At 34.3% G+C, this 17,284-nt stretch carries 19 protein-coding genes; 9 read left to right on the top strand and 10 right to left on the bottom strand.

Features of this window, described 5'->3' with window-relative positions:
* Window positions 1–25: 25 nt before the first annotated feature.
* Window positions 26–796, top strand: coding sequence for a CPBP family intramembrane glutamic endopeptidase (locus tag ATN92_RS19490; protein ID WP_056954739.1), 771 nt, complete (start codon window positions 26–28; stop codon window positions 794–796).
* 64 nt (window positions 797–860) lie between these two features.
* Here the strand turns inward: ATN92_RS19490 and ATN92_RS07055 are convergent, their stop codons facing one another.
* From ATN92_RS07055 to ATN92_RS07045, 3 genes are read right to left on the bottom strand one after another with little or no spacing between them, the layout of a single operon-like run.
* Window positions 861–1,202: a bacteriocin immunity protein gene (locus ATN92_RS07055; protein ID WP_056954741.1), complete on the bottom strand. Its 342-nt coding sequence runs from the start codon at window positions 1,200–1,202 to the stop codon at window positions 861–863.
* A 23-nt stretch (window positions 1,203–1,225) separates the two neighbouring features.
* Window positions 1,226–1,519 carry a bacteriocin immunity protein gene (locus tag ATN92_RS07050; protein WP_056954743.1) on the bottom strand — a complete coding sequence of 98 codons (294 nt, stop codon included), beginning with the start codon at window positions 1,517–1,519 and terminating at the stop codon, window positions 1,226–1,228.
* A 16-nt stretch (window positions 1,520–1,535) separates the two neighbouring features.
* Window positions 1,536–1,850 (bottom strand): bacteriocin immunity family protein, encoded by a 315-nt coding sequence (locus ATN92_RS07045; RefSeq protein ID WP_054642900.1) that lies wholly within the window; start codon window positions 1,848–1,850, stop codon window positions 1,536–1,538.
* A gap of 600 nt (window positions 1,851–2,450) precedes the next feature.
* Here ATN92_RS07045 and ATN92_RS07040 point away from each other — a divergent pair.
* The 3 genes from ATN92_RS07040 to ATN92_RS07030 all read left to right on the top strand — a co-directional run bounded on the left by ATN92_RS07040 (window position 2,451) and on the right by ATN92_RS07030 (window position 5,064).
* A complete protein-coding gene (locus ATN92_RS07040; RefSeq protein WP_158106612.1) occupies window positions 2,451–3,341 on the top strand; it encodes a sensor histidine kinase in 891 nt (296 codons plus the stop codon).
* Window positions 3,338–4,093 (top strand): LytR/AlgR family response regulator transcription factor, encoded by a 756-nt coding sequence (locus tag ATN92_RS07035; RefSeq protein ID WP_056954746.1) that lies wholly within the window; start codon window positions 3,338–3,340, stop codon window positions 4,091–4,093. The genes ATN92_RS07040 and ATN92_RS07035 overlap by 4 nt, the downstream gene beginning before the upstream one ends.
* 674 nt (window positions 4,094–4,767) lie before the next feature.
* Window positions 4,768–5,064 carry a bacteriocin immunity protein gene (locus ATN92_RS07030; RefSeq protein ID WP_056954748.1) on the top strand — a complete coding sequence of 99 codons (297 nt, stop codon included), beginning with the start codon at window positions 4,768–4,770 and terminating at the stop codon, window positions 5,062–5,064.
* 226 nt (window positions 5,065–5,290) lie between these two features.
* Here ATN92_RS07030 and ATN92_RS07025 read toward each other — a convergent pair whose 3' ends face one another.
* Window positions 5,291–5,758, bottom strand: a complete 468-nt coding sequence (locus ATN92_RS07025) for a hypothetical protein (RefSeq protein ID WP_056954750.1) — start codon at window positions 5,756–5,758, stop codon at window positions 5,291–5,293.
* A gap of 274 nt (window positions 5,759–6,032) precedes the next feature.
* On the opposite strand from ATN92_RS07025, the gene ATN92_RS07020 reads away from it, so the two are divergent.
* Together ATN92_RS07020 and ATN92_RS07015 are read left to right on the top strand one after the other, a co-directional pair.
* Window positions 6,033–7,436 carry an Nramp family divalent metal transporter gene (locus ATN92_RS07020; protein ID WP_162255723.1) on the top strand — a complete coding sequence of 468 codons (1,404 nt, stop codon included), beginning with the start codon at window positions 6,033–6,035 and terminating at the stop codon, window positions 7,434–7,436.
* 168 nt (window positions 7,437–7,604) lie between these two features.
* Entirely contained in the window at window positions 7,605–8,375 is a 771-nt protein-coding gene (locus ATN92_RS07015; RefSeq protein ID WP_056954754.1) for a TerC family protein, read from the top strand.
* 14 nt (window positions 8,376–8,389) lie between these two features.
* Here the strand turns inward: ATN92_RS07015 and ATN92_RS07010 are convergent, their stop codons facing one another.
* The 3 genes from ATN92_RS07010 to ATN92_RS07000 form a co-directional block, all read right to left on the bottom strand.
* Complete coding sequence (locus ATN92_RS07010) at window positions 8,390–9,793, bottom strand: APC family permease (protein WP_025085911.1); 1,404 nt, start codon at window positions 9,791–9,793, stop codon at window positions 8,390–8,392.
* 196 nt (window positions 9,794–9,989) lie between these two features.
* Complete coding sequence (locus ATN92_RS07005) at window positions 9,990–10,835, bottom strand: helix-turn-helix transcriptional regulator (protein WP_056954756.1); 846 nt, start codon at window positions 10,833–10,835, stop codon at window positions 9,990–9,992.
* Window positions 10,836–10,862: 27 nt separating this feature from the next.
* Window positions 10,863–11,222: a DUF488 domain-containing protein gene (locus ATN92_RS07000; protein WP_056954758.1), complete on the bottom strand. Its 360-nt coding sequence runs from the start codon at window positions 11,220–11,222 to the stop codon at window positions 10,863–10,865.
* Window positions 11,223–11,391: 169 nt separating this feature from the next.
* Here ATN92_RS07000 and ATN92_RS06995 point away from each other — a divergent pair, with 169 nt between their 5' ends.
* Together ATN92_RS06995 and ATN92_RS06990 are read left to right on the top strand one after the other, a co-directional pair.
* The gene (locus tag ATN92_RS06995) at window positions 11,392–11,829 is read left to right on the top strand and encodes an Hsp20/alpha crystallin family protein (RefSeq protein WP_056954760.1); all 438 of its coding nucleotides are present in this window, start codon (window positions 11,392–11,394) and stop codon (window positions 11,827–11,829) included.
* A 94-nt stretch (window positions 11,830–11,923) separates the two neighbouring features.
* On the top strand, window positions 11,924–12,361 hold the full coding sequence (locus ATN92_RS06990; protein ID WP_056954762.1) for an Hsp20/alpha crystallin family protein: 438 nt from the start codon (window positions 11,924–11,926) through the stop codon (window positions 12,359–12,361).
* Window positions 12,362–13,084: 723 nt separating this feature from the next.
* Here the strand turns inward: ATN92_RS06990 and ATN92_RS06985 are convergent.
* The 3 genes from ATN92_RS06985 to ATN92_RS06975 form a co-directional block, all read right to left on the bottom strand.
* Window positions 13,085–14,032: a LacI family DNA-binding transcriptional regulator gene (locus ATN92_RS06985; RefSeq protein ID WP_056954764.1), complete on the bottom strand. Its 948-nt coding sequence runs from the start codon at window positions 14,030–14,032 to the stop codon at window positions 13,085–13,087.
* Between the two features lie 230 nt (window positions 14,033–14,262).
* Window positions 14,263–14,973 (bottom strand): bifunctional demethylmenaquinone methyltransferase/2-methoxy-6-polyprenyl-1,4-benzoquinol methylase UbiE, encoded by a 711-nt coding sequence (gene ubiE / locus ATN92_RS06980; RefSeq protein ID WP_056954766.1) that lies wholly within the window; start codon window positions 14,971–14,973, stop codon window positions 14,263–14,265.
* Between the two features lie 10 nt (window positions 14,974–14,983).
* Window positions 14,984–15,592: a histidine phosphatase family protein gene (locus ATN92_RS06975; RefSeq protein WP_056954768.1), complete on the bottom strand. Its 609-nt coding sequence runs from the start codon at window positions 15,590–15,592 to the stop codon at window positions 14,984–14,986.
* A 212-nt stretch (window positions 15,593–15,804) separates the two neighbouring features.
* Here ATN92_RS06975 and ATN92_RS06970 point away from each other — a divergent pair, with 212 nt between their 5' ends.
* Window positions 15,805–17,133 (top strand): uracil-xanthine permease family protein, encoded by a 1,329-nt coding sequence (locus ATN92_RS06970; RefSeq protein ID WP_056954770.1) that lies wholly within the window; start codon window positions 15,805–15,807, stop codon window positions 17,131–17,133.
* The last annotated feature ends 151 nt before the right edge of the window (window positions 17,134–17,284 follow it).

Here is a 17,284-nt window from a genome sequence, read left to right as displayed (position 1 = left end):
AACTTAATTAGATTGGTAGTGAATTATGACAAACACAATAAGGTTCCCTAAAAAACAAATAATCTTTTTTGTACTATTAGTAATATTCGACAATTTTATATCCAGACCAATTTTTGATTATTTCAAAATAGATAATTGGCAACATATAATTGCATTTAAACTGGTTGAACTTATATTTGGACTAATTCTAAATAATTTGATATTTCGTCAGAAAATCTACTTTAAATTATCAGTTGGTAAGAATACTAAAATATTTTCAATAACGCTCATATTGATTTCAATATTGTCATCAATATCTAATACCAATCACCTTTTTATTTCGTTACTTATTGGATTATGTGCAGCAATCCCCGAAGAATGCTTATTCAGAGGCATAGTCCTAGGTAGTCTCTTAAATGATAACAATAAAAATATGGACAAAAGAAAGTTACTATTCTGTTTAATTATATCTAGTATCTTTTTTGCCCTTTATCATATCGGAAATATTCATTCACAGAATTTGACCATGACTATAATGCAAGTATTTGAAACATTTGGAATGGGTTGTCTATTTGGCGCCGTATATATACGTAAGGGAAGTATTTTGCTATCTTTCTTACTACATTTCTTCATAGATTTCACTGGAACTATTGGAAACGGACAGATAGTCAATAATTCTCCGTCCCAATATAAATATTCTATCGTTATCTCCCTTATATATATGCTTATCTTTTCCATCATTGCCTTCAATATCTTAAGCATTGATAACAAATCAAAGTGGGAACTGCCTATTAGAATCAGACTTTCAAACCAATAACAAAAAATACTCTTAAAGTCATCAGACACAGGTCTATTAACTTTAAGAGTATTTTTACTATCCATTAACGACGAGGCATTTTTTCAAACAAACCGTAAAATTGAGATTTATCATTAAAGTTTGCTCGATTTCTACCATTGAGTCCCGATCTCTTTGAGAGGTCGCCCAACTCAATCAAAAGATTATCTTCTTCCCTAGAAAAATGAACTCGACCGAAAGCTTCCATATATATGTAATTTACCAGTCTGCTTAACCAAGCTTCAGGATTATCAACTGTATCCAATTTCATATAAACCTGACTTAATACATCCGTGATATTCAATAAATATGGTGATTGATCTGGATGCTCATGTAAAGCGTCATATAACTCGTGAATAACTTTCTTCGTTGTTTTTATATCTAGCATAGACATCTCTCCCCGTGTGTAATTTAGTTAGCGAACCAAGTCAGTATCGACATAAATCCTTTATATTTGTTAGCATCATTTTGCAAAAATTTTGATAGTTCAACAATTGATTTAGGCGCTTTTAAACCATGCGTAAATGTATAAGTACTAATTGCATGTTCCAATTTAGTTGCCACTATATTTTCAGCATCGCCTTTACCTAACTTGAATTGTGCGTTACGTAAAATTTCAGTTAATTCTTCATTATTTTGTACAGCTTCATCGTTCAATGATGAAGTTATTAAATAGTTTAGTTGCGATTCCCGACTTTTTAACATTTATATCCCCCAATTCTTAACTTAAATAACTACTGTTAAAACCTATATATCCCAAGTTAGTTCCAATAGGTTTCATCTTGATCAAAATTGGATTTACTACATCATAAAAGTGAGAAGCATCAGGTGTTAATCCTTTATTCTTTAAGTCTAACTGTTGAAAACTTACAATTATTTGGTTGAGGACAGCTACAGTATATCTTCCCTTTTCCAAATCAGCTTTAGCCATGAGTCCAATCTTACGTTCGTCGTCAGAAATATTAGGATTCAAAACAAAATCATAAAGCTCACTCAATAAAATCTCTTCTTCTTTTTCATTTTTATCAGGCATAATTAATCCTTTCTTGGTCACTTCTTACAATAATTTTAATTCAGTTTTCAGATTTTTTGTGAAAAACATCCTCAAATACCGTTATCAACATCCTCAATGAAAAATTTGTTATTGGTCAACTTCTCTTTTCATTGTTACGATATAAATATACTTTTTTTCACTGGGGGGGAGTGATGAGCATTGATTACTGTGGATACTCGATTGTTTATTTTAAATATGTTTATATCATATCTCTTTTATTTTTTAGCATTTAATTCTGTTTATGACATGAAATTAATTCCACTTTACAAAAAGATACTCTTTCTTCCCGCCTTTTATTTTGCCGCCATTTTTATTGCCGTATTTGTCAACGACACCGTCTATTTAGTGCTTCTAGTAGTCATTTACTTCTCTTTAAGAAACAAAAATTCTAACAAATATTACCTGGTAAATTCCATATTGCTGGCACTTCTATTCGAATTCACTTCTTCAATAATTGCTTCCGTTATTATTACAAAAATCTATCTTGTTTATAAAATAAACGATTTATTATTAATAACTGGTACGCTCTTGATTCAGCTTATTATTTTGCTAATAATCATTTTTATCTTTAAAAAGCTTAAGTTGAATAGTATCATTCAAAATTTCAGTTCACCATCCCTAAGCATAGTTCTAACCTATTCTTCTATGGTCATACTTGCCTTTATGTATTTCATCCAAAAATTCAAAGCTTATTTAGACTTAACAACAGGTATTCTAATTTTTCTGATTGTCCAAGGAATCGCCATTGCCTTCATTTTCATTCATGAGAATGTCCGTCAAAAAGAGATTTACGAAAAGAAATTGATGTCTGAACAATTAGATAATTTAAGCGATTATACTAAACAACTCGATAGTGACCAAAAAGAAATGCATAAATTTCGGCATGATTACAAAAACATTCTTAATAGTTTAAACGAAATTGCTACCGTCAATGACAACAACGACTTGAAAAGCTCACTAAAAGAATTGGAGGGTTACTCGACTACATACTTCAGTAACATTTCTATGGATGACTTCAAAGATTTGGAATACATCTCCAATCCCTATATTAAGTCACTTATGATCAGTAAATTGAAAACCATCAAATCTAACAATATCGACTGCTATTTTGAATGCAAAAGTGATATCGACAATGTGCGTCTTAATATTTTTGATCTCATAAGACTAATGGGAGCTAGTATTGATAATGCCATTGAAGCTGTTAAAGAACAACCAAGTGGCAAGATCCAAATTATCCTGATTAACACTGATGGACAATTAGAAATCTCGATTAAGAACACTATTGTCAAACACATTTCCGTTTCTAAAATTGAACAATATGGCTTTTCTTCCAAGAAGAATCATGACGGGCTTGGTATGATTAACATCCAAGATATTAAAAAGAAGTATAAAAACCTTTTGGTTTCCTACAATACCCGCAATAATTGGTTCAGCATGCAATTTACCATTACAAAATCAGGAGGGAAAAAATGAGTTATCCTATTATTATTTGTGAAGATAATCCAATCGAGCTGAAACAACTCAATACTCTGATTGAAAACTATCTCCTCTTTCATAATAATTTCTTCGAAATTGAACGTACCGCTCAAAGCCCTCGAGATATTCTTCAGTACTTACGAACATCCCAACCTAACCGTGGAATTTACTTTTTGGATATCGACTTACAAGCAAAAATTGACGGTATCGATTTGGCAAAAAGAATTCGAGAATTTGATGTAGAAGCCAATATTATTTTTACTACTACGCATGAGGAGTTAGCACCAGAAACTCTCAAGCGAAAGGTTGGTGCCATTGGTTTTATCGAGAAACAACAAGACCTTGAAGCCTATCGTGACGAAATTTATGACGCACTTGCTTATGTGGAAAAATTAATAAAAAAATCATTAGAATATCATCAGCAAAACTTTGTCTTTGAAATTGGAACACAAATATTTAATTTTAATCAAAATGAAGTTTATTCAATCGAATCGTCCAAAATTCCTCACCAATTAATTTTTATATCCGATAATGGTCAATACGAATTCTATGGCAAACTCAATGATTTAGAAAAGAAATACACTTTCTTATTTAGAATTAGTCGTTCCTGTCTTATCAATCCAATCAACATCAGACAGATTGATTTTCCATCCCGTCAAATTCTATTAAAGAATGGCACCACTAAAAAATTTTCTATGGGGAAAGCTACTAAATTAAAAAAGAAACTGCAATCCATCACTAATATTTAAAGAAAAAAGGATTCGGGCAATCACGCTTGAGCCCTTTTATTTTTACCACTTTCAAGACATATAATCCCCCCATCCAAGACATTTTAATTCTAAATAATCACACAGTTGTTAAGATTATCAGTATAAAGAATCAATTATGATACGGGGTGAATATTATGAAAAACATATTTAGCACACTATTCATTATTATTGGTATCTGGCAGTTTTTCGCAACGATAAATTATTTCAAAACTCTCAAAACATCAGGTGGCAAATCCACATCAGCATTTTCACCGATGGCAATTTGGTTCTCATTTATACTCGCAATCATTTTTATCATCTTGGGACTTGGTTCACTCTTTAATTGGCTCTAAAATTTCTTAACAACACAGGGAGATATCATGCCGCAAAAAATAATCCAACTAATACTCCTTTTACTATTACCGATATTTATACAGCTAAATGCCTTAACCATGGTCTCAAAATCAGGCAATATCGTCTTTACACTAATTATGTTTGGAGCTATCTTATACGTGTTAATCCGCATTGCCAGAAAATACGATTTACCATACCAGCACCTTCCTCACAACTATCTTCGAAAAAACTAAGAATATTTACAGTAATATCCTTTCACATCAATTATTGAATATAATATCGACAACCCTATTTTTCTTATAAAGGAGGTGACAAAACAAATGGCTAAACTAACTTGGTTTGCTGGTGGCAAAGATCGTGGTGATGAAGCAATTGCTATCATCGATGACTTACTTAATAATTTAAATACCGATGCCAACAGACAACCTTTACAAGAGGTACTAATCGAATTCAAAGATGAACTAGAAAAAAGAGAATCAGCCGTTCCCTACATCTTAAGTAGGATGAACATATCAATTTCTAACGCACTTCATAAGAACAAAATCTCATTAACAGAAGAACAACAATCTAAATTACAAAAATTAACTCAATTATCAAATATAAGATACGGCTATTAAAATAAACGACGTCCATTCAGATTAATCAATCCACAAAATTAAAGTGAATTGAGATTCCTGAATAGACGTCGTTTTTTAATTCTAAATTTAGAAGCAGAATCCAGTCTGGAACAAAAAATCATTAGCTTCAAGTCGCGTCCGCTACGTTCCAGCGGCCCACAGATTTTTTGTGGAAGACGACATATTTACCAACTAAAAAAGACCTCAAACGAGGTCTCTTCCATTTCTATATTTGTCCAACTTCAACTGAAACTTCATTGGATAACTTTTTATCTAAGAATTTTTGAATCTCTTTATATGACGTATTAAAATTCATTTCCACTTGTTGTGGTCTCTTCGTGTTAAAAATAACTGCTACTTTTGGTTTACTACCTTGCAACTCGATTGGTATCAAAGTTACGTGAATGATCTGCGAGTAATCCAAAACGCCCGAATAGAATCCATTGATGACGATTTTCTTCGAACCAATTCCTCCAACACCATTCATAATGTTAAGTAACATGAATAAAGCAACCATGATGATGTAAGATAATTGATTTGTTGGTGAGAAAAGTAGCCATGCCCCAATGAAAGCCGCAAAAATCAGCGATGAAACCTTATAAATTGACTTGATTTCAATTTGGGACTGCCAATACACATTGAAGGCTGCACCAAGGAAAAAGATGATATCAACTATTATTAAAATTACATTCATTTGACTTTATCCCTTTTCTAAAAATTTAAAATATTGTTCCCTACCATTTCCATTACACTTATATTGTATCGTAACAATGTGATAAATACATGAAGTTGCGTATTAGAAACGTAAAATTATGCATTTACACATAAATATTTGTTTATTATTAATATAATTGGCACAAAATTATTATCCCATGTCACCATCTATCCCTAGAAAACACGGCTTTTAGTATTATTTTGTTAAGTTGTCCTAATTATTAAGTTTACTGGGTTTAAAAGACACCTCTAACATGATATTATATGTTGAGAATAAAAAGGGGGAGAACAGCTTGAGTGAAAAAAATAAAAAACACGAAAGCCTAATTCATTACGCTAACGGTCCTTCCTTGGAAGAAATTAATGATACCGTTGATGTTCCGACAGACGCAGGTTTCTTTAAAACCTTGTTAGCATATAGTGGACCAGGTGCTTTGGTCGCCGTGGGTTACATGGATCCCGGTAACTGGGTAACATCTATCGCCGGTGGTGCCCAATTTAAGTACAAATTACTATCCGTTATCTTGATTTCTAGTTTAATTGCGATGCTACTACAATACATGTCAGCTAAACTAGGTATCGTGACCGGAAGAGATTTGGCACAACTAACGAGAGATCGAACTAGTCGAGTCGGAGGATTCTGTTTATGGATCATCACCGAATTGGCTATCATGGCAACCGATATCGCCGAAATTATCGGTTCAGCGATTGCCTTGAAATTGCTATTTAATATACCGGTATTATGGGGTGTTATCATCACGGCTTTTGATGTTCTATTACTATTGGTCTTGATGAAACTAGGATTCAGAAAAATTGAAGCTATCGTAGCCACACTTATTATGGTTATTCTATTAGTCTTCTTGTACGAAGTTATTTTGGCTAAACCAGATGTTGGTCAAATGATGGTTGGATTCATCCCCGAACCTAAAATTTTACAAAATCAGAGTATGCTTTATCTATCATTAGGTATTGTTGGTGCAACAGTTATGCCTCATAATTTGTACTTGCACTCATCTATTTCACAAGCTAGAAAATATGACCGTGATGATCCAAAGAGTGTTCATCAAGCCGTTAGATTTTCAACTTGGGATTCAAATATCCAATTAACATTAGCCTTTGTCGTTAATACTTTACTATTACTACTTGGTGCCGCATTGTTCTATGGTACAAATAGTGATTTGGGACGTTTCGTTGATCTATTTAACGCCCTTCAAAATCCAAAGGTTGCTGGTGCAGTTGCTAGTCCCGTACTAAGTATTTTGTTTGCCGTTGCCCTATTGGCATCTGGTCAAAACTCAACTATCACTGGTACACTTTCCGGACAAATTGTTATGGAAGGTTTCATCCACATGAAGATGAAACTATGGGCAAGACGTGTTATTACTCGTCTTCTATCCATTATTCCAGTTATCTCGTTTGCCATTATTTTCCATGGTAACGAAGCTAAGATCGAATCACTTTTGACATTGTCACAAGTATTCTTGAGTGTCGCTTTACCATTTTCAATTTTTCCATTGATCAGATTCTCCAGTAACAAGAAACTTATGGGTGAATTTGCCAATAATAAATTTATTGAATATCTAGGTTACTTTGTTGCAGTGGTGCTAACTATTTTGAATATTTGGTTAATCTATACAACATTTGTACCAACCGCTTAAAAGTTAAAGAGCAGTTTCTTCGAAAATGAGGGAACTGCTTTTTTTATTTACTCCTTATATCAAAATGGAAGTATACTTCCATTTTCTTTTTCAAACCTTAATTGTAAATCGATCCTCTAATCTGGTATCATTTACCCAACAATACAAATAGAAAGCAAGGAATACTGATTGAATGCATTAATAAATATGTACGGTCCATTCTTTGATCTTCATAACTGGGCAACTGTTATTGAATCGGGGGAAGATTGGTTAGTTATCTTATCATTGGTAGTCATGGAGTGTATGTTGTCAGTCGACAACGCGGTAGTTTTGGCCGCTCAAACACAATCACTACCTAACAAAGTTGAACAGGAAAAGTCACTATTTTACGGACTATTCGGTGCTTACATCTTTAGATTCTTAGTTATCGGTGTCGGGGTCTACTTGATTAATTTCTGGTGGATCAAAGTCTTTGGTGCCGCCTACTTGTTCTATCTCTTCTTAAATCACTTTTTCTTCAGTAAGAATAAAAAAGTTGAGGTTCCAACTGAACCTAAAAAAGAGAATGCTCTAGAAAAGCATCTTCACATTTCCAGATTCTGGCAAGTCGTTATCTCAATTGAATTAATGGATATCGTCTTCTCAATTGATTCTGTTTTGGCCTCATTGGCTATTTCTAGTAATCCGGTTATCGTCTTAATTGGTGGTATGATCGGTATCTTAGCTATGAGAGGTATCGCTGAACTAATCATGGGCTTGATGAGTAAGATTCCTGAACTAAACGGTATGGCTTACTTCTTGATCATGTTCATTTCGGTAAAATTATTCTTGTCGATTCCAGCAATTGACATCGAAATACCTAATCTTGTCTTCGTAGGTGTTTTAGTTGGTGCCATCATCGTTACCCTAATTATTCATATAATCAACAACAATAAAGCTCCCAAGAGCAAGAAAAAATAGCCTCCGTCAGGAAGCTATTTTTTATTTTGCAATTTTGAATGTTTCAAACTGTAAGTGAAGTAAACGACGATTCCAATCAAGATCCAAATTCCAACACTGATTTTAGAAATAGCTGGCAACATCAATAAGAAGTATAAACTAGCTACTCCAGCAAAAATTGGTAGGAATGGATACCAAGGCATCTTGAAACCTGTATTAGGAATGTCTTTACGATGACGTAACGGAATAATACCGAAAGAAATAAAGACGAAGGCCAACAAGGTTCCGGCATTGATCAATGATGTTAATTCAGTCAATGGTACCAAGCCGGCAAAGAAAGCTTGAACTACTGTCGCTACTAAAATGGCATTCTTTGGAACTGAATATTTGAAGTCGACTTGTCCCATTTTCTTAGGCAACAATCCATCGCGGCCCAAAGCGTAAACTAGACGAGATCCACCAAAGAACATCGTCAACAATGATGTGAAGATACCAACTAAGGCGCCAATGGTGATCAGTTTATTCCAAGTATCGAGATGTACGACTTTCAACGCATAAGCGGCTGGATCATCAACGTTTAAGTCCTTATAATTGACGATTCCGGTTAAAACAAGTGAGAAGGAAACGTACAAGATTACTGCGACAATAACTGTTCCTAGAATTCCTTTAACCATATCCTTTTTCGGATTAATGGTCTCCGCTGAATTGGCTGCCAAAGCATCGAATCCAACGAAAGCAAAGAAGACTGTAGCACAAGCTGTCGAGATTCCACCTAAACCAAAGGGTTCAGTATGGAACTGTTTAGGATAGAATGGCACATAATTGCTAGTCTTAATATAGAAGAAACCGACCACAACGAAGAGGACGATAATCGCTACTTTGATAACAACCGCAACGTTTTCAACTTTCTTAGAAAGACTGGCACCGTGGGAAATGATGATAGCAATCAATAAGACGATCAATGTGGCTGAAATATTGATTCCACCACCTTCCAGAGGACCTGCCGATAAGAACTTAGGTAGATGTACTCCAAAAGCTCCCAAAATATTGTTGTTAAAATATGAAGCAAAACCAACTGCTTCCGCTGAAACGGTTAAGAAGTATTCCAAAATCAAAGCCCAACCTAGAATCCAGCCGACTATTTCACCGTAAATAATGGAACCAAATGAATAAGCCGAACCTGCGACAGGCATTGCCGAAGAAAATTCAGCATAAGCCATGCCGACTAAGCCAGAGACCAGTGCAGCAATCAAGAATGCTATTGCCACCGCTGGACCGGCATGTAACGCCGCTTCATGTCCTGGTAAGATAAAAATACCAGTTCCGATTACGGCTCCAATCCCAAGTGACAAGAGATCCCTTGCCCCTAAACTCTTTGTTAATCTCGAATCCGCCTTGATATAAGTGTCGACGGATTCCTTCTTAAAGACATTTTTCATAAATATCTCTCCTTAAATTACACAAAAACAAGTAATTTACATTAAGCCTAAATTTTACTACAATTTTTTTCATAAAAAAAGATAATTTGTGCATAAATCCTGTACACACGTCTAGTTATCGCTTACACATTGAAATAATTATCAGGGTAAACAAAAAATGCAGGAAGCATTAGTAAGAATGCCCCCTACATTTTTATTACTCTTTTCCATCAATACGATATTTCGTCGGTGCATAGCCAGTGTACTTTTTGAACGTCTGACTAAAGTAGCTCAATCTAGTAAAACCTAATGCATCCGAAATTTCATTAATACTGTTATCTGATTCCTTTAAGAGAATCATGGCTTTTTGAATTTTTCGGGCATTCAAATACACCGAAAAACTCAAACCTGTTTCCCTCTTAAACAGTTTACTGAAATAATAATCCGACAAATAAACTTTGCCCGATACTTGATCAAGTGTTAAACGCTTATCTAAATTATTATCAATAAACTCAATTGCAGAAATAATCGATTCATTTGAAGTCGACAGATGTCTGATTCTCTTCAATGCACCACTCTCATCATTTTCGAGATCATCGATAGCTTCGTCGACATCTAGTGAATATTTAATTATGAAATCATCAATTCCTCTCTCCTTGATGATCAGCTTTGATACACTCTCAAATAAATATCTTAAATATTCAACTTGTTGCTGTAATTTTTGAATTACTACAATATTACTCGGATCAGTATTTTTCAAAATATCCTGAGCAACACAAATTTTTCCTATTCGTTGATTGATTATAGAAATACGCAACGGTGCATCAGCATATTCCATATCATACTTACATTTGTTAATACTCAACTTAGATAAGTCTCTAGTTTTATTTACCCGTGTTAATTCAGTTTTCCTCGTTAGTTTACCAAAAATTCCAGCCTGTAAATGATCCTCATTGTTTAACACAAAAATAGCTATATCATTGGTCTGTGCATATGATTGCAACAGATGAATCAATAACTTATCACTACTAGATAATAAAGATTGCAAATCAAATTCTTCCATAATTGTTAGCCAACCAATCTACAATACTTAAATATTCGAATTTAGATATTCCATTAGCACTACAGCGTCATTATGTTCTTCATCTTTTGCACTATATAGTATCAGTACGTCTTGTGTTTGAAGAGCCTCTTTTAAGGACTTTAGAAATTCTTTGGTATATGGATTATTGTTAATCTCATCTAAATATTTGTTCTTAAATTCTAAATATTTTTCAGGATCATGTCCAAACCACTTACGCAATTCTGCTGATGGGGCTATCTCTTTTGCCCATAAGTCAAGGTCTGCACGTACTTTAGACATACCACGTGGCCAAAGCCGATCTACCAGCACACGATACCCTGCTGGTAAATCTTTGTCGTAAATACGTTTCATAACTAATTTAGTCATCTTAACATCCTCTTCTTTACTAAGTTAATTGTATCACATAATATACGGTTATTTTTTACTTACTTTTTGCTAAAATTAGCACTCGTTAATTAAGAGTGCTAAATTCTTGAACTTCCATAATTCAGGTTTTATACTGTATTTGTAATTAAGGGAAAGGAAGTAATAAAATATGGCAAATGAAATTATGGACCGTAACGATTTAATGAGAAACTGGTTTAATAGTGACTCTTGGATGAATAGTTTTCCATCTATATTTGACAATAATTTTCCCGAAGATTCAACATTAAAGACTGATATTAAAGAAAATAATCAAAATTATGAAGTACACGTTGATCTTCCCGCAGTTGATAAGAAGAACATTGATATTACGTATGATAATAATGTTTTAACTATTAGTGGTCACCGTGACAGTTTCACTGATCATAATGATAAAAATGGTGATGTAATTATGTCTGAACGTTCAAGTGGTCATTTCATGAGACAATACAGATTGCCACAAGTTGATCAAGATAATATCAAAGCTACATATAACAAAGGTGTTTTGGAAATCACTCTTCCAAAGATAAATAAGGAAGTAGATTCTGGACATCACATCGATATTGACTAACGCTTTAAGCTTATTTTTTTGGAGTTCCATTAGCACTCGTACTCGATGAGTGCTAAAAAACAAATTTATTCTTTTAAAAAGGAGTTAATTATTTATGGTAAATGAAATTATGAATCGTAACAATTTAATGAGAGACTTTTTCAATGGAGACAAATGGATGACTAGTTTTCCATCATTATTCGAAGATAGTGCTTTAGAAGGTTCTAATTTGAAGACTGACATTAAAGAAACAGATAAAGATTATGAAGTACATATTGATATGCCAGCTTTTGATAAGAAGAATATCGACATCAATTATCAAGATGATGTTTTGACCGTTAGTGGCCGTCGCGACAGCTTTAATGATCATAACGATAAGAACGGCGACATGATTATGTCCGAACGCACAAGTGGCCGCTTCATGAGACAATATCACTTACCAGCAGCCGACGTTGAGAACATCAAAGCTAACTATGACAATGGTGTCTTGAAGGTTATCCTCCCTAAGTTAGAAAAGAAAACTAGCTCAGAACACCATATCGATATTGACTAATATAGATGCAGTTCCTATTTAGGTTTTAAAACATCTAAGAAACAAAGCCGGATTTAGTCCGGAACAACAAGAAAATTGGCTCAGCCATGAGATTTATCTTAGCAATTTATTGCTTAGATAAAGGCCGAACTTAGAGATCCATTATTTTGCACGAAGTGTGAAATAATTAGCTCCAAGTCGGCCCATGGCGTTCCAGCCAAATTTTCTTGTTGTGGAGGACGGCATTTTATATGAATTCACAAAATCTTCACATTTTATAAATATTTAATTCATAAAGGTTGAGTATTATATAAATTGTAGATGAGAGATATAGATAATCCCTTTTCTCACCCCCCTATAACATATATATATTTAATCCCCTAAATAAAAAGTACCTTTCCCCGAGGTACTTTTTTTATTGTCTTTTACGTGCCAGTTGGTAGTAGTTAGTCGTAAAATACGATATACTATTCCTTGCAGAGTAGTTTTTTCTGCTCTCATGGGATGTAACTTTAAAAGTTACAAAAGGACAAAGAATTTATAAAAATATAAAAGACTTATCAACTATGGGCTATCCAAAAATGCTTTACAATTTTCAAACAACTATGAACTTCTGATAAGCCAGTAATATTAAACTGTAGATAAGAGCCAATACTCTTCTCTCATCCCCCCTATAAACAATATTTAATCCCCTAGAAAAACACCCTTTCCGAAAAAAGGGTGTTTTTTATTTGATATTTTATATTAAATTAATGCTCCTCGTAAAATAAATTCGGCAGGAATCAACTTCTTAACGACTTCTTTTTCAAACAGAGACCAAAAAGCATATTCACCAATTTCATTCAACTTATGATCAATCGTTGAAAAATTCATTAAGTAACTATAATCCAAATTTTCTTGGCCGATAACTGGAACATCAATTTGCATTTTCTTTAATTGATAAATAATTCCAGCCGCAACTTGATCGCCATTGGCAAAAACTGCATCCAGATTTAGATTTTTAGCAGTCAACTCCTTAGCAGCCTCAATTCCGTCTTTAAAAAACTGCATATTTCGAACTAATAATTTTTCCGGACACTCTTTTCCAAATACTTTGCAATAAGAATCGACCGTTGATTTAGCACTTCGACTCGTTTGTTCGTTACGACTTACCGTAACGCCTATATTTTGAAATTTTAATTTCTTTAATAATCCAAAAGCATCTATATAAGACTTTTCCCGATCAGTGTATGCGCAAGAAATGGGGTAATCCAAGGTATCTTCACAACAAGTAATCGAACCGTATTTCTGATATTCGACAATTGTTTCAAATGGAATGGCTCTGGAAGTAAAAATCAGTCCATCGAATGCTTGATGCTTCAACATTTCTAAATATTTAATCTCACTTTTAACATTATAATGAGAAGGCAATAAAGTAACTTGATAGTTTTCTTTGAAGGCGGCCTGAGTGATAGCGGAAACTAACTTTTGAAAATAAGGATGATTACTATAAGGCATAACGACACCAACACGGTAAGTTTTGCCGGTACTTAAGGCTCTAGCAATATCATTAGGATGATAATTCAATTCCTTCATTGCCTTGAGAATCTCTTCTTTAGTTTCGGTAGCAACATAACTTTGATTATTGATGACTCTTGAAACAGTTGAAACTGAATGACCTGAAAGCTTGGCGACATCTCTGATATTTGACATTTTGAGCACCCCTTTTAATTGTTAGCTTGCTACAACAGTTATAAAATAATATTTCTAAATAAATAGAACTTCACAAAATCTTCACATTTTCAATATAATTGGTTCACACTTATTGGTTATAGTATTACTTGTAGATGAGAGATATCTCATCTCATCCCCCCTATAACATATATATTTAATCCCCTAAAAAAATAAAAGAACACCTTCCCCGGGTGTTCTTTTTGTTTTGTCTAAATACTTTTAATTGCCGAATGAATAGCCGCTGCTTTCATCATTAAATCAGTAACTTCGATATCTTTGAATCCGGCATCTTGCATCATCTGACATAGTTTTTTGATACTGACAAAACGATTAACTGAATCATCTAGGTACTGATAATCAGATTTATTCTTCGCAAAAACTTTTCCCATTAAGGGCATTAACTTATTAAAATACAATTTCCAACCAATTTTAACTACTGGCGTCTCGACTTTGAATGCTTCCAGACAGATCAACTGCCCACATGGTTTCAAAATGCGATAGATTTCACGCAGTACTTTATCGGCATCAGGCACATTTCTTAATCCAAAACCGATTGTGACTACATCGAAACTATTGTCTGCAAAATTTAATTGCATGGCGTCACCAGTTTCCAAAATAATATTAGTTAACTTGGATTGAGCAACTTTTTGTTGAGCCAATTTAAGCATTTCTTGACTGAAATCCACACCAATAATTTGAGCATGATAAAATCTTTGCCCTAACATAATCGTCCAATCAGCTGTACCACAACAAAGATCCAACACTTTTTGAGGATGATTGACGATTTTTTCAGTAGCTTTCTTACGCCACTTTTGATGTGTTCCCAAACTCATAATGGAATTTAATTTATCATAGTTGCCCGCGATGTTATTGAAAGTCGTTTGAACATCCTTTTCGGGAACTTTATTAGTCAGACTCATTGTCTACCCTCTAATCGATATTATTTAAACGTCCATAATACATTAGATACTTCTTGCCACTAGCGGAAACTTTATACTTCGATACACCACCGTTATCAGGTTGAATGATGTTTGAAATATCTTTAGCACCAGTTGTGACTTTAACAAATGAACGACTAACGAAACCGTGACAAACTACCAAAATCTTCTCGTCACCTTTTTTAGCCATATCATTCATGAAATCTTCAACACGTTTGTAAACATCAGCGTATTCTTCACCATTAACGGCGTACTTAGTATAATTTGGTAACAAATATTTGTTTTCATCAAAGGCATCTGGGTGTTTTACGATCAATTCTTCTTCTCTCAAACCATCCCATGAACCATAGTCGGCTTCAACTAGACGTTTATCTTGTTGAATTTCGTGTGCTCCTTGATTCAAAATTTCAGCTGTTTGCATTGCACGCTTCATTGGACTTGCATAAACTTCATCAAAATCAGTGATATCAATATGCTTTTCTAATTCCTCAATTTGCTTGATACCTTTGGCGTTTAGGGGTTTGTCAGTAGACATTCCGTTGATTCGAGCCTCAGAGTTAGTGTCCGTTTCACCATGTCTTACAATATATAATTCAACCATAAAAATCTCCTCTTTGTTAACGCTTAAATTCTCCTTTTAGTATTTCATTATTGACTTTACAATGCAACTCAATTATATTAAGTGTAATTAAATAAATGATCCTTTAAATTTTGGTCCCGTGAGGCTAATAAGGAAACACGTTCAGTCTTTTATTTCGCATACACGGGATAGGGGACTATTTTTTTACAAAAAAATACTAAGGGGATGTTTTTTTGAGTAAAAACGAAGAACAATATCGTAATCCAGACGCAGTTTTGGATGTCTATGAAAAGCCACCGTTAAGCAGTTGGGCTTTCCTATCATTACAGCACTTATTCTCAATGTTTGGGGCCACAGTCCTTGTACCTCTACTAGTTGGATTGGATCCAAGTATTGCCTTATTCAGTTCCGGTGTCGGAACTTTGCTTCACATTTTGATTACACACAGAAAAATTCCAGCTTACATGAGTTCTAGTTTTTCCTTCATTGTTCCGATGGTCTCGTTAATGAAGACGGTTGGTTATCAAGGAGTCGCTCAAGGTACTATCGCTGTTGGTTGTGTATACTTGATTGTTTCTATCATTGTTGGTTTTGCCGGTTCTGCTTGGATCGATAAAGCTTTACCACCAATCGTCGTTGGTCCTATCATCGTAGTTATCGGTATGTCAGTTGCCGGAAGTGCCGCTGATAATGCTATGATGAACGGTTCACATTATGACTTGAAGTATTTCGGAATCGCTATGTTTACACTTTTCCTAACTGTTCTTTTGAACATGTACCTTCGTGGTTTTTGGAGTAATATTGCTATTCTTCTAGGTATTGTCGGAGGATACGTTCTCTCTGTCTTCTGCGGTATCGTTGATTTCTCTAAGGTTGCTTCAACACCTTGGTTCAAACTACCCGCTTTTGATATTATGTTTGCTAACTACATGCCTCATCAAATCTACTGGGGTGCAATCCTGAGTTTTGCGCCAATTGCCTTCGTTACTATGGCTGAGCACTTGGGACATATCATGGTACTTGATGAATTAACTAATCGTGATTTCTTCAAAGATCCCGGTTTACACAAGACACTAGCTGGTGATGGTACAGCTTCAATCGTTGCCGCCTTCCTTGGTGGTCCTCCTGTTACATCATATGGTGAAAATATTGGTGTTATGGCTGTTAACAAGATTTTCAGTGTCTACGTTGTTATCGGTGCTGCTGTTTTCGCTGTCTTGTTCGGATTTGTTGGTAAATTAAGTGCTTTGATTCAAACTATTCCTGGACCCGTAATCGGTGGTATTAGTTTTATGCTATTCGGTGTTATCTCCTCAAGTGGTCTAAGAATTCTGGTTGACAACAAAGTCGACTTCAATGAAAAACGTAATCTAATGATTGCTTCTGTTATCCTCGTTATCGGTATTGGTAATGCATACTTACAAATGGGTTCCTTCCAATTCACTGGAGTTGGTGTTGCCACAGTTGTCGGTATCGTGCTTAACTTGATTCTTCCTAAACATGCCCTCTCAGAAAATTGGGATGAAAAGAAAGATGATTGGAAAAATAAAGAAGATGCTTAAATCTCTTTGATTTTAAAAGGTCCAAGATAATGCTATCACTTTGATGGCAATATGAAGTGCAATAAAAAAGTTAGACATTTTTATAAGTTTTAAAAAATCATGGATTGCTCCCTGTATTCTACAGGGGACAATCCATTTTTGTTTAAAGAAA

The organism is Companilactobacillus bobalius (assembly GCF_009764355.1).
Note: the sequence above shows the minus strand (reverse complement) of the source record. Positions and strands in the feature narration are given on the sequence as shown.

What these genes read in the sequence shown, in the direction of transcription:
- ATN92_RS19490 (WP_056954739.1), top strand. Translation starts at nt 26, where the DNA reads ATGACAAACACAATAAGGTTCCCTAAAAAACAAATAATCTTTTTTGTA.
- ATN92_RS07055 (WP_056954741.1), bottom strand. Translation starts at nt 1,202, where the DNA reads ATGCTAGATATAAAAACAACGAAGAAAGTTATTCACGAGTTATATGAC.
- ATN92_RS07050 (WP_056954743.1), bottom strand. Translation starts at nt 1,519, where the DNA reads ATGTTAAAAAGTCGGGAATCGCAACTAAACTATTTAATAACTTCATCA.
- ATN92_RS07035 (WP_056954746.1), top strand. Translation starts at nt 3,338, where the DNA reads ATGAGTTATCCTATTATTATTTGTGAAGATAATCCAATCGAGCTGAAA.
- ATN92_RS07030 (WP_056954748.1), top strand. Translation starts at nt 4,768, where the DNA reads ATGGCTAAACTAACTTGGTTTGCTGGTGGCAAAGATCGTGGTGATGAA.
- ATN92_RS07025 (WP_056954750.1), bottom strand. Translation starts at nt 5,758, where the DNA reads ATGAATGTAATTTTAATAATAGTTGATATCATCTTTTTCCTTGGTGCA.
- ATN92_RS07020 (WP_162255723.1), top strand. Translation starts at nt 6,033, where the DNA reads ATGATATTATATGTTGAGAATAAAAAGGGGGAGAACAGCTTGAGTGAA.
- ATN92_RS07010 (WP_025085911.1), bottom strand. Translation starts at nt 9,793, where the DNA reads ATGAAAAATGTCTTTAAGAAGGAATCCGTCGACACTTATATCAAGGCG.
- ATN92_RS07005 (WP_056954756.1), bottom strand. Translation starts at nt 10,835, where the DNA reads ATGGAAGAATTTGATTTGCAATCTTTATTATCTAGTAGTGATAAGTTA.
- ATN92_RS07000 (WP_056954758.1), bottom strand. Translation starts at nt 11,222, where the DNA reads ATGACTAAATTAGTTATGAAACGTATTTACGACAAAGATTTACCAGCA.
- ATN92_RS06995 (WP_056954760.1), top strand. Translation starts at nt 11,392, where the DNA reads ATGGCAAATGAAATTATGGACCGTAACGATTTAATGAGAAACTGGTTT.
- ATN92_RS06990 (WP_056954762.1), top strand. Translation starts at nt 11,924, where the DNA reads ATGGTAAATGAAATTATGAATCGTAACAATTTAATGAGAGACTTTTTC.
- ATN92_RS06985 (WP_056954764.1), bottom strand. Translation starts at nt 14,032, where the DNA reads ATGTCAAATATCAGAGATGTCGCCAAGCTTTCAGGTCATTCAGTTTCA.
- ubiE (WP_056954766.1), bottom strand. Translation starts at nt 14,973, where the DNA reads ATGAGTCTGACTAATAAAGTTCCCGAAAAGGATGTTCAAACGACTTTC.
- ATN92_RS06975 (WP_056954768.1), bottom strand. Translation starts at nt 15,592, where the DNA reads ATGGTTGAATTATATATTGTAAGACATGGTGAAACGGACACTAACTCT.